Annotated in this window: 10 protein-coding genes; 5 read left to right on the forward strand and 5 right to left on the reverse strand. The window is 71.5% G+C overall.

Going from position 1 to position 12,019, the window contains the following annotated elements; genetic code table 11:
- Positions 1-287 precede the first annotated feature (287 nt).
- From VFE05_00035 to VFE05_00055, 5 genes are all read left to right on the forward strand, one after another.
- The gene (locus VFE05_00035; GenBank protein ID HET6228428.1) at positions 288-1,229 is read left to right on the forward strand and encodes a PHB depolymerase family esterase; all 942 of its coding nucleotides are present in this window, start codon (positions 288-290) and stop codon (positions 1,227-1,229) included.
- Between the two features lie 148 nt (positions 1,230-1,377).
- The gene (locus VFE05_00040) at positions 1,378-2,892 is read left to right on the forward strand and encodes an AMP-binding protein (protein HET6228429.1); all 1,515 of its coding nucleotides are present in this window, start codon (positions 1,378-1,380) and stop codon (positions 2,890-2,892) included.
- The gene (locus VFE05_00045; GenBank protein HET6228430.1) at positions 2,889-3,464 is read left to right on the forward strand and encodes a hypothetical protein; all 576 of its coding nucleotides are present in this window, start codon (positions 2,889-2,891) and stop codon (positions 3,462-3,464) included. The genes VFE05_00040 and VFE05_00045 overlap by 4 nt, the downstream gene beginning before the upstream one ends.
- 299 nt (positions 3,465-3,763) lie before the next feature.
- Entirely contained in the window at positions 3,764-4,150 is a 387-nt protein-coding gene (locus VFE05_00050) for a hypothetical protein (GenBank protein HET6228431.1), read from the forward strand.
- Positions 4,151-4,764: 614 nt separating this feature from the next.
- Positions 4,765-7,485, forward strand: a complete 2,721-nt coding sequence (locus VFE05_00055) for an ATP-binding protein (GenBank protein ID HET6228432.1) — start codon at positions 4,765-4,767, stop codon at positions 7,483-7,485.
- 151 nt (positions 7,486-7,636) lie between these two features.
- On the opposite strand, the gene VFE05_00060 is transcribed toward VFE05_00055, so the two are convergent.
- The 5 genes from VFE05_00060 to VFE05_00080 all read right to left on the reverse strand — a co-directional run bounded on the left by VFE05_00060 (position 7,637) and on the right by VFE05_00080 (position 11,732).
- The gene (locus tag VFE05_00060) at positions 7,637-8,107 is read right to left on the reverse strand and encodes a DUF1579 family protein (GenBank protein ID HET6228433.1); all 471 of its coding nucleotides are present in this window, start codon (positions 8,105-8,107) and stop codon (positions 7,637-7,639) included.
- Positions 8,108-8,190: 83 nt separating this feature from the next.
- Entirely contained in the window at positions 8,191-9,846 is a 1,656-nt protein-coding gene (locus tag VFE05_00065; GenBank protein HET6228434.1) for an FAD-binding dehydrogenase, read from the reverse strand.
- Positions 9,847-10,232: 386 nt separating this feature from the next.
- Complete coding sequence (gene wrbA, locus VFE05_00070) at positions 10,233-10,832, reverse strand: NAD(P)H:quinone oxidoreductase (protein ID HET6228435.1); 600 nt, start codon at positions 10,830-10,832, stop codon at positions 10,233-10,235.
- Between the two features lie 361 nt (positions 10,833-11,193).
- Positions 11,194-11,433 carry a hypothetical protein gene (locus tag VFE05_00075; GenBank protein HET6228436.1) on the reverse strand — a complete coding sequence of 80 codons (240 nt, stop codon included), beginning with the start codon at positions 11,431-11,433 and terminating at the stop codon, positions 11,194-11,196.
- A gap of 71 nt (positions 11,434-11,504) precedes the next feature.
- Positions 11,505-11,732, reverse strand: coding sequence for a hypothetical protein (locus tag VFE05_00080; GenBank protein ID HET6228437.1), 228 nt, complete (start codon positions 11,730-11,732; stop codon positions 11,505-11,507).
- Between the last annotated feature and the right edge of the window lie 287 nt (positions 11,733-12,019).

The raw sequence follows: 12,019 nt of genomic DNA on the forward strand, positions 1-12,019 counted from the left end.
AACGAGCCTGCTCCAGGTGGATTATTCTCTTGCCGCTCTGGGTCGCGAGACCTAACCGGCGTATATCAGGAGGATCCATCGTCGAAGCAGCCTCGTCAGCCCACCCTCTCGGCATAGTCAGGCTCTGGACTTCGCAGTCCCCGGCCTTGACGCGAGCCCTTCCATATCAGGGGTGCGATTCATCGCATCCGCGACGCTCGGAACTGCGAAACCGCAGGCAGGAACGTGACGAAATGAACGCGGATGCACGTAATCCGCATCCACACAACGACGCCGTGAGCGCACCGATGTCCATCCCCACGATCCCGCCCCCCGCGGTCACCCCCGCGCCCGAATCGCCCGTAACCGTGCAGGCGCACGCGGGCGGCTCCAGCTTCGAGTGGGCGGAGTACGCGGGCCCGGCCGGCACGCGGCGCTACAAGCTGTTCATCCCCTCCAGCTACGACGCGCACCACCCCGCGCCGCTGCTGGTGATGCTGCACGGCTGCACGCAGGACCCCGACGACTTCGCCCGCGGCACGCGCATGAACGCGCTGGCCGAAGAGGCGGGCGTGATCGTGGCCTGGCCCGAGCAGCCCGCCGCCGCGCAGATCCAGAAGTGCTGGACATGGTACGACCCCGCGCACCAGGCCGCCGGCAGCGGCGAGCCCGGCGTGATCGCCGGCATCACGCAGCAGGTGATGGAACGGTACAAGGTCGATGCGGCGCGCGTCTTCATCGCCGGCGTCTCGGCGGGCGGGGCGATGGCGGTGAACGTGGCCGCCAGCTACCCGCGGATGTTTGCCGCCGTGGGCGCGCACTCGTCCATCGCGTACCGCGCCGCGGGGGGCGTGCAGGAGGCCCTGGGCGCGATGCAGCACGGCTTGGGCGACCCCGCGCGACTCCGCGCCGCGCTTCCCGCCGGGCCTCTGCCCCGCCTGCTCGTCATCCACGGCGAAGCCGACGCCGTCGTCCGTCCCGCCAACGGCGCCGAGCTGTACCGCCAGTGGGCCGACGCGCTCGGCGGCAACGCGACCGAGCACGCCGACAGCGCATCGGCCGGCACCACGACCTTCACCCGCCGCTGGGTCGACGGCGCGGACGGACGCCCGGCCATCGAGCAGATCGTCGTCCACGGCCTGGGCCACGCCTGGTCCGGCGGCTCCGCGGACGGCACCTACACCTCGCCCATCGGCCCCGACGCCAGCCGCGAGATGATGCGCTTCTTCCTCGGCCGCGAAGCCAAGTGAGCGCCCGTTCTCCCATGCTCGCCCATCTGCACCCATCTCGCGTGGACGCACCAGCGCCGAAGCCGCGCGGAACCTCGTCCGCAGGACGACCGCAGTACGAAGCCGGGGGTTTCATACCCCCGGCGGTGCGTCGGCCGAGAGACGTTCGATGACCGGCGCTCCCCTCTTCCCGACCCGCCCCGATCCGCTGCGCTTCTGGCGCCACCTCGCCGGGGACCGCATCGCGCTGGTGGATCGCACGCGCGGCGACCGGCTGACGTACCCGGAGCTGGACGCGAGCGCCGACCGCTGGGCCGCAGTGCTTCGGGGGATGCACATCGGCCGCGGCGACATCGTCGCGGCGCTCGCAGGGAACCGGCGCGAGGTGATCGAGCTGTTCTTCGCGTGCGGCCGCGTGGGTGCCGCGCTGCTGCCGCTGAACTGGCGTCTCTCCGCCGCCGAGCTGGCCCCGATCCTTGAAGACGCGGTCCCCGCCGTCGTCTTCGGCGAATCGCGCTTCCGCTGCCTGGCCGAAAGCGCGGGAGATGCGGTCCCGCGCTGGATCGACCTCGACGCCGAGGCGCCCGCGCTCCTCGCCCGCGGCGGCCCCACCGCCGCCGACGTGGAAGTCGCGCCTGAAGACGCGCACCTCATCCTCTACACCTCCGGCAGCACCGGGCGTCCGAAAGGCGCCGTGCTCCCGCACCGCCAGATCTTCTACAATGCTGTCGCGACCACCACCGCGTGGGAGCTGGGCGCGGCCGACGTGGCGCCGGTCTCCACGCCGCTCTTCCACACCGGCGGCTGGAACGTCTTCGCCACCCCGCTCTGGCACCGCGGTGGCACGGTGGTCCTCCTCGACGGCTTCGACCCCGACGGGTTCCTGGAGATGATGGCCGACGAGGGCTGCACCACTGCCCTCACCGTCCCCACCCAGCTGCTGATGCTGGCCGAGCGCCCCGGCTGGGGCCGCCCGCTGCCTGCGCTGCGCACCTTCGTCTCCGGCGGCGCGCCGTGCCCCGCCGCGCTCGCCGAGCGCACGCGCGCCGCGGGCTACCGCTTCCACGAGGGGTACGGCCTCACCGAGTGCGGCCCCAACTGCTTCGCCATCACCGACGAGGAAGCGCTGCGGCGCCCCGGCAGCGTGGGCCGCCCCGTGCCGTTCCTGGAGATGCGCCTGGAGCGCGAGGACGGCACCGATGCGGGCGTGGACGAGCCCGGCGAGCTTCTCCTTCGCGGCCCGCAGCTCTTCGCCGGCTACCTCCGCGACCCCGCCCGCACTGCCGAGGCGATGGCGCCCGGCGGCTGGCTGCGCACCGGCGACCTGGCGCGGAAGGACGCGGATGGCGCATACTCCATCTGCGGACGGCGGAAGGAGATGTACATCTCAGGCGGCGAGAACGTCTTCCCGGGCGAGGTGGAGGCCGTGCTGGCCGACTGCCCCGGCGTCGCCGAAGCCGTGGTCGTCGGCGTGCCAGACGCGCGCTGGGGCGAGGTGGGCCGCGCCTTCGTGGTCGCCCGCGCCGACGCCGCGCCCGCGCCGGACCAGGTGCTCATGCACGCGCGCGCGCGGCTGGCCGGCTACAAGGTGCCCCGCTCCGTCGTCTTCCTCCCCGAGATCCCCCGGCTGGGCAGCGGCAAGCCCGACCGCCGCGCCCTGGCCCTCACCCCCGCGGAACCATGACCGCCACGCTCGAATCGGTGCAGCTCGCCAAGGGCTCCACGCTCCGGTCCACCCTCGCCTTCGTGGAGGCGCAGTTCGGCGCCGCCGTGGCGGGGCAGGTCCTCGCGCGCCTGGAGCCCGCCGACCGCGACCGCATCCGCGCCGCCGCCGCCACCGACGAGCTGCCGTGGCCGCTCCTCCTCGCCCTCTGGCGCGCCGCCGACGACGAGCTGGGGCCCGACGACCCGCGCTGGGCCGAGCGCTCCGGAGCCTTCTCCATCGAGTCGATGGGCGTGCAGATGTACCGCGGCATCCTGCTCAAGTCCTCGCCGCTGGAGTTCCTCACACAGGGCGTCTCGCTCTTCCAGCTCTACTACCAGCCCGGCGACATGCAGGTGGTGGAGGAGGAGCCCGGCCGCGCCATCCTGCGCCTGGTGGGCTTCGACCCCGGCGACACCCTCTTCTGCCGCCGGCAGACGGGCGGCCTGCTGCGGTCCATCGAGCTTGCCGGCGGCGTGCAGGCCTCCGTCCGTCACGTCCGCTGCGCCGTGGAAGGCGACGCCTTCTGCGAATGGGAGCTGCGCTGGAAGTAGCGGGTGAAGAGGGTGAAGACGCGCGAGCCGCCTCGCACCTGCGGGCGGCTCGCGTTTTTGTTCGTTCGACATCGTATCCCTCGACCCAGGGTTTTGGGCAGCCCACGGGTGATGCGCGCCTCCGTTCCGGCATCTCGGGCGGTCGAGCTTGACCCGATCCGGCGCAGCGTCTATCCTCCGGCTCACTTCCCCGCGAACCCTCGTCCCATAGCCCCGCAATGTCTCTCCGCTCCGCATTCTCCGGCCGTTCGTTCCTGTTCTGGGCCCTGTCTCCGTTCCTGATCGGATTCGCGGTGTGGATGCCGTTCCTGCTCGCCGCGGGGCCGTACACTGCTGGCCAAGCGCTGCTGGTGGGCGGCCTCAGCGTGGCGGCACTGGCTTTCGTGCTCGTGCTCTACGACAGGCGGCGCTTCCACTGGGTGGGCCGGGCGCTCGCCGCCGCCGTCGCCCTGGCCTACGGATGGTATCTCGCCTACGAGATCTGCTGCTCCCGTATCCCGTTCGACATCCACGCCCCGCGGGGGCAGGCGAATCCCCGGAATGCGCTGCTCGGGTACATCGTCTGGGGTGCACCGGCGCTGTACTACGCAGTGTTCGGACGCCTGTGGCGGCTCCCGTCGTATCCCCCGGCCGTCGAACCGGAAGAGCCGGATCCCGATGCGGCGGACATCGATCGGGAGCCCTGACTTCCCAGAGGAATCCGATGGCATGAGGAAGGGTCCAGCGCTCTACAGGAGACTGGACCCTTCGTACATCTCCACGCAGTTTCGCCGCCCCGGCCGCTCAGATAGGCGGCTCGGCGATACGCTGGGCGTATCACGAATGAATCCAGGGATGGGAGAGCCGTCGCCCAGGTCGCCGCTGTCGCTGTTCCCCCAGCAGTAGATAGCGCCCGCGGTGGAGAGTGCGCACGTGAAGCCGCCGACCGCGCTCACGGCCGCGAACTTGACCGAGGTGGCGACGCGGACGGGCGTTGAAGGTAACTGACGCCGAATCGGAATCTACAAACGTTTCCCGCGGAGGATGAGCCCCACGGCGATGCGGGATTTTCGGGCGTCTCTGATCTGCGCCCGGCTCCGGCTACCGGCTCGCGCGCCGAGTGCTCCGCATCTTCCATCCCCTCGGAAGCGGCCGCTTCCCCGCCGTATGTTTGCCTGCCGGCGATAGCGGCCCGAAACTGGCTGAGCAGGGAGGCGCAGCAGGACGTGCAGGTACAATCGATTTCTGGAGATGGATCACCTCGGCGCCCGCGCGGCGCCGGAGGTCGTGAACGATATTGGATGGAAGAGGCGCGGCGTAGATGACGAATACGGGCGAGATGGAAGGCGCGGCGCGGCTCTTCGCCGGGCCCGGGGAGATGCGCGCGCGGTGCCGCGCCACGGACTGGGCCGCCACCCCGCTGGGTGCGGTGGAGGCCTGGCCGCAGAGCCTGCGCACCGCGGCGGGGACGGTGCTGGGGTCGGCCTTCCCGAACGTCCTGCTGTGGGGGCCGGAGCTGGTGCAGGTCTACAACGACGGCTACGTGCCCTTCCTGGGCGTGAAGCACCCGTGGGGCTTGGGCATCCCCACGCGAGAGTGCTGGCCGGAGGCGTGGGGCTTCAACGAGCCCATCTACCGCCGTGTCATGCAGGGCGAGACGGTGGCCTTCGAGGACCAGCTCTACCGGCTGGAGCGGCAGGGTCCCGGCGCCGCGCCCGACGACGTGTACATCACCATCTCGTACAGCCCGGTGCCGGACGAGGACGGCCGGCCCGCGGGCGTGCTGGTCAGCCTGTTCGACACCACCCGCCAGGTCACCGCCCGCCGCCTACAGGCCGAGCTGGCCGAGAGCGAGGCGCGGCACCGGCTGGCGGTAGACGCCGCGCTGATGGGCACCTGGGAGTGGGACCTGGCGACCGACAAGGCCAGCTTCGACGCCCGCGTGCGCGAGTTGTTCGGCTTCGGGAGCGGCGATCCGCTGGACCGCATCGAGATCCTGGGCACGCGCATCCACCCGGAGGACGCGGCGGGCGTGGCTGCCGCGCTGATGGCCGCGGCGAACCCCACGGGCGACGGGCGCTACCACGCGGAGTATCGGGTGCAGCGCCCCGACGGCACCCGGCGCTGGGCCGCCGCCGCGGGCCGCATGCTCTTCGAGGTGGACGGCGGGGGCGAGCGGCGCGCCGTGCGCCTGATCGGGACGGTGCAGGACGTGACCGAGCGCAACGAGGACGAGGCCGCCCTCCGTCGCGCCCGCGCCGACGCCGAGGCGAACGCCGAGGAGCTGTCGGTGCAGATGGAAGAGGCGCAGGCCATGGCCGAGGAGCTGGAGCAGTCCAACGAGGAGCTGCGCGAAACCAACCTGGCGCTCGAAGAAGCGCGCCGGGTGCTGGAGGAGAGCAACGCGCGGCTCGCCGAGCAGCAGTCGGAGCTGGAGCGCATGAACCAGCAGCTCCAGGAGAACGCCGCCGAGCTGGAGGTGCAGGCCGAGGCGCTCGACGAGGCCAACGCCGCGCTCCGCACCAGCGAGGCGCGCTTCCGCAACGTGCTGGAGCAGGCGCCCGTGCCCGTGGCGGTGATGGAGGGCCCGGACCACGTGTACACCATCGTCAGCCCGCTGTATGCGCAGACGCCCGGCGGCGGGCGGCAGGTGCGGGGGCTGCCCCTGCGGGAGGTCTTCCCGGAGCTGGAGGGCCAGGGACTGATGGAGACGATCCATCGCGTGTACGAGACCGGGGTGCCCTTCTCCGCCCCCGGGCGCCGCGTCATGCTGGACCGCGACTTCGACGGCACCCCCGAGGAGTACTTCTTCGACATCGGCTACCAGCCGCTGCGCGAGGGAGCCGGCGGTGACGTGTACGCGGTGGCGAGCGTGGCGGTGGACGTGACCGCCCAGGTGCGCGCCCGCCGGCAGGTCGAGGCCGCGCGCCAGGAAGCCGAGCGCGCCCGCGAGCACCTGACGCGCACCTTCCAGCAGGCGCCCGTGGGCATCGCCGTGCTGGAGGGCCGGGAGCACGTCTTCACCCTGGCGAACCCCACGTACACGGCGCTGGTGGGCGGGCGCGCGCTGCTGGGGCTGGACATCCGGCAGGCATTCCCCGACCTGGAGGGGCAGGGGATCTACGAGATCCTGGCGAACGTGTACGAGAGGGGCGAGGTGTTCGTGGCCGACGAGGCGCGCCTCACCTTCCGCCGCAAGCCCGAGTGCGAGCCCGAGGAGCGCGTGCTCAACTTCAACTACGTGCCCCTGCGCGACGACGCGGGCGAGGTCTACGCCATCTCCGTGGTGGTCATCGACGTCACCGACCAGGTGCGCGGGCGGGAGATGGCCGAGAGCGCCAACCGCGCCAAGGCCGAGTTCCTGGCCAACATGAGCCACGAGCTGCGCACCCCGCTCAACGCCATCGCCGGCTACGCCGACCTGATGCTCATGGGTGTGCGCGGCGAGCTCGCCCCAGGCATGCGCAGCGACGTGGAGCGCATGCGCCGCAGCGGCCAGCACCTGCTGTCGCTCATCAACGACATCCTGAACTTCGCCAAGATCGAGGCGGGCCAGCTCCGGTACCAGATGGAGGAGGTGGGCGTCGCCTCGCTCCTGGCCGACCTGGAGGCGCTGGTCACGCCGCAGGTCGCGCAGCGCGGCCTGCGCTATGAGTCGCCCGCGACCCCGCCGTCCTCCACCGCCTGGGCGGACGTGGAGAAGACGCGGCAGGTGCTGCTGAACCTGGCCACCAACGCCATCAAGTTCACCGAACCCGGCGGCACCATCACGGTGAGCTGCCAGCCCGAGCGGGGCGGCGTGAGCATCCGGGTGCGCGACACCGGCCGCGGCATCGCGCCGGAGCAGCAGTCGCGCATCTTCGACCCCTTCGTGCAGGTGGACCGCCACCTCACCGCCGAGAGCCAGCAGGGCGTGGGCCTGGGCCTCGCCATCAGCCGCGACCTGGCCCGCGGCATGGGCGGCGACCTCTCCGTCGAGAGCGAGCCCGGCACCGGCAGCACCTTCACCCTCTGGCTCCCCGCCCGCCGCCCCGAGAAGTAGCGCGCTGCCACGCCCTGGCCCCGCCTCCGCCGACGAAATCCCGGCTACTCTGACGGTCGCCAAAACTCGAAAACGCAAACCCTCCCCCAGGCAGTTTTGGGGGAGGGTCGGGCGAGCCTAAGCGAGTCCCGGGGAGGGGGCCTCTCCGTCCTCACTCCCGCCGATATTTCGCCTCCACCGCCAGGTCCTCCCGGCCATCGCCGGGCCAGATGTTGAACATGACGATGCGCAGCGAGCCGGCGTCCGAATCCGGCGTGATCTCGATCCTCCATCCCCAGTCCGGCCCCGGCGGCGCGGGGTACGAGCCCGTGACGGACAGCGTTGCGGATTCGGAAGATGCGGGGCCGCGGAGCGCCATCACCTTGTCGCTCATGTGGAAGCCGTCGATCCAATGCGCCGTGACCACGCCCTCCTTCCGCTCGTGGCCGATGAGCATCGACCCCTCCTTCGCATCTCCCGCGTAGCTCCACGTGTAGTCCACCCGCACGAACCGCCCGTCCAGCACCGGCGTCACCGTGGCAGTGGACGCGGATTCGTCCGGCAGGATCCTCTCCGGATCCTGCAAGGTGCTGGTCCCGCGCCACGTCCCGGCGCATGCCGCAAGTCCGTCGAGAGCGCCCATCAGTACCTCCGTGTGCGGAAGATGAGAGCGGGTCGAGGCTGAGCTCGGCGATGGAGGAGCCGAGGGATGTTTCTCCCCGATCCTCACCCCACCGCCTGCGCGGCGGCACGGCCGGCGGCGCGGCCGGAGAAGATGCAGCCGCCCAGGAAGGTGCCCTCCAGCGCGCGGTAGCCGTGCATCCCCCCGCCGCCGAAGCCGGCGACCTCGCCCGCGGCGTACAGGCCCGGCAGCGGCTGTCCGTCCGCCCGCAGCACTCGGGCGGAGAGGTCCGTCTCCAGCCCGCCCAGCGTCTTGCGGGTGAGGATGGCGAGGCGCACGGCGATGAGCGGCCCCGCCTTGGGATCGAGCAGCCGGTGCGGCGTGGCGACGCGGATCAGCCGGTCGCCGCGGTACGCGCGCGCGCCGCGGATGGCGGTGATCTGCGCATCCTTCCCGAAAGGGTTGTCGATCTGCCGGTCGCGCGCCACGATCTCCGCCTCCACGGCGGCCGGGTCGAGCAGCGGCTCGCCGGTCATCTCGTTCATCCGCCGCACCAGCTCGGGCAGGGTGCGCTCGACCACGAAGTCCGCGCCGTTGCGCTTGAACGCCTCCACCGGGCCGGGGGCGCCGGGGAGCACGCGGCCCAGCACCTTGCGCACGCTCTTGCCCGTGAGGTCGGGGTTCTGCTCGGAGCCGGAGAGCGCGAACTCCTTCTCGATGATCTTCTGCGTGAGGATGAACCAGGTGTGGTCGTAGCCCGTCTTGGCAATGTGCTCCAGCGTGCCCAGCGTGTCGAAGCCGGGGAAGAGTGGCGGCGGAAGGCGGCGCCCGCGCGCGTCCAGCCACAGCGACGAGGGGCCCGGGAGGATGCGGATGCCGTGCATGGGCCAGACGGGATCCCAGTTGCGGATGCCCTCCGTGTAGTGCCACATGCGGTCACGGTTGATGAGGCTCGCGCCCGCCGCCTCGCTGATGCCCAGCATGCGCCCGTCCACATGCTCCGGCACACCGCTGATCATCGTCTTGGGCGGCTCGCCCATGCGCCGGGGCCAGTTGCGGCGCACCAGCTCGTGGTTGCCGCCGATGCCGCCGGACGTGACGATCACCGCCTGCGCCCGTAGCGCGAACTCGCCCACGGCCGTGCGCGAGCTGGACTTGCCGCGTTCGGCCGTGCTCGGCTCCAGGACGGTGCCGTGGACGCCGTCCACCGCGCCGTTCGTCACCGTCAGCCCGTCCACGCGGTGGCGGAAGCGCAGCTCCACGCGGCCGCTTGCCTGCGCCTCGCGTGCGCGGCGGACGAACGGGTCCACCACGCCGGGCCCGGTGCCCCACGTCACGTGGAACCGCGGCACGGAGTTGCCGTGGCCGGTCGCCAGGTAGCCGCCGCGCTCGGCCCAGCCCACCACGGGGAAGAAGCGGACGCCCCGCTCGTGCAGCCACGCGCGCTTCTCGCCCGCGGCGAACTCCACGTACGCCTCGGCCCAGCGGCGCGGCCACGCATCTTCCTCGCGGTCGAAGCCTGCGGAGCCCATCCAGTCGGACAGCGCCAGGTCGCGTGAGTCGCGGATCCCCATCCGCCGCTGCTCCGGCGAATCGACCAGGAAGAGCCCGCCGAACGACCAGAACGCCTGCCCGCCCAGCGACGCCTCGGGCTCCTGCTCCAGCACGATCACGCGCCGTCCCGCATCCGCCAGCTCCGCCGCGGCCACGAGCCCCGCCAGCCCCGCCCCCACGATGATCACGTCCGCATCGTGCGCCATCTCTCCCCCGTCTCCCGTCCCGTGGATCGGCCCATCCGTTCATCGCAAGCAAACTACGCCCCCGCCCCGCATCTGCCTACACTCGCCGCAGTCCCGCACGTCCTCGCGCGCCCAACCTGCCGGCATCGCCATCCTAACCCCTTGTAGGGGTGCGATTTATCGCATCCGCAACTCTCCGCCGCGCTGATGCAAGGATACCGCGACGATCCTCCACCGCCGCTCGCACATCGGCGGAATCGTTGGATGCAGGCGCTGTAGGAATCCAGCCCACACGCAAACGCAGCCGCGAGCGTGGTGCCCGCGGCTGCGATGATTCGCATCTACCGAACCGATCACCTCCGCCCATCCATCTTCCCGCGGCGGAGGGAGATGCGGACGATCCGGCGTCAGCTCTTGAGCTTGGCGGCGATCTCCACGAGGCGCTTGGCCTGGTGGCGGATGGACGCCTTGGACTCGTCGCTGAGGCCGGTGGTGCCCGCCGTGACGCTGGTGCCGTACGGGTTGCCGCCGCTGGCGTAGATCACCGGGTCGGTGTAGCCCGGCGCCACGATCACCGCGCCCCAGTGCATGAAGGTGTAGTAGAGCGTCTGGAGCGTGGTCTCCTGGCCGCCGTGCGGGTTCATGGCGCTGGTCATGGCGCTCGCCGCCTTGTTCGCCAGCAGACCCTGCTGCCACACCGGCCCCAGCGTGTCGATGAACGCGCGGACCTGGCTGGCGGCGCCGCCGTAGCGCGTGGGCGAGCTGAACAGGTACGCGTCGGCCCACACCATGTCGTCGGGCGTGGCCTCGGGCACGTGGGCGGTGCGCTCGGCCTGGGCGCGCCAGGCGTCCTGCCCGTTCACCACGCCTTCGGGCGCGGTCTCGCGCGCCTTCACGACACGCACCTCGGCGCCGGCCTCGCGCGCGGCTTCGGCAGCCACCTCGGCCATCTGGTGGTTGGTTCCGTAGGTGCTGTAGTAGACGATGGCCAGCTTGACACCGCTCATGGGCTGCTCCGGTCCGGTGGTGCGAGTGAGATGATGCGCCGCGTTCGCCGCCGCATCCCCGCGGCGGACGGCCGTCGCGTGACCGCATGCGCCGTTCCACCCTTCGCGCACCAACTGTCGTTGCCACGCGGATTCGAACCCACCACCCCGCATCTCGCGATGGGTGTTCCAGATCAAGCGTGGACACCTCGTCGTCCTGTGCCTATCCGACTACAGGCAGATGCGCGACGTCGATCGACTCCGGACACGACGAAGCCGCGGCCGGTGGCAGAAGCGCCCGGCCGCGGCTGGATCGTCGTCATCCCCGTAGATGCAGACCTCGTGCGCTCCGGCCAGGCGGGCGCGCGTGGTCAGCGCCGGCTCAGGAGCCTTCGTCCTCGCCCGGCTCCATGCTCTGGAGCAGCGTGGAGTCCATCCGCTGCGTATCCACCGTCACGCCCTTGGCCAGCGTGTCCGGCGGCGGAAGCGCCGGGACGCCCGCCGCCGCAGAGTCCGCAGTGCCGGCATCCGCCGTCTTGCCAGCGCCGCCGGTGCCCTTGCAGGCGCCCAGCGCCACGCACGCCGCCACGGCACCCGCCGTCGTCCACGTCCGAGCTCGCATTCCCGCTCCGCTCTCTCTCTTGATTCGATGAGGCCGACCCGCCGCACGGTGCGCGGGGGGCCGGCAATGGTTCAGGGCTTCTTGGTGCCGTCGCTTTGCGGGGTGACCTCCACCGCGGGGGTGACCACCGTGTGCGTGTCCTGGCGCACGTTCACGTCGGCCGGCTTCACGTCGTACTCTGGGGCCTTGCCGCCCTCCACCTTCGGCATCTCCCCGTCCTCCTTCTTCTCCACCGTGCATGCGGCGGCGGCGAAGGCCGCGGCGAGCGCCGGGATGACCAGCAGGGTGCGTGCGCGCATGGGAAGCTCCGTGGGGCTGGGAAAACGATGGACCAGACGCACGGCCGGAGTGCAACACGCATGCCCGGTTCCGCCGCGGTGCTACGCTTGCTGCCGCGGGGAGCCGTATCTAGCTTCAGTCGTGGCGCCGCCGACACGCGCCCCCTCGCGCAACCTCCAGCCGACCCCGAGCCCGCCCCATGGCAGACGCCACCACGCCCGTCCCTCTGGAGCAGACGCGGCAGCACGTGATCCAGGAGCTCTGCCAGCACTTCGCCGTGGACAACCTGGACGGCGATGGGCTGGCC

The organism is Longimicrobiaceae bacterium (assembly GCA_035696245.1).
Lineage (GTDB): Bacteria > Gemmatimonadota > Gemmatimonadetes > Longimicrobiales > Longimicrobiaceae > DASRQW01.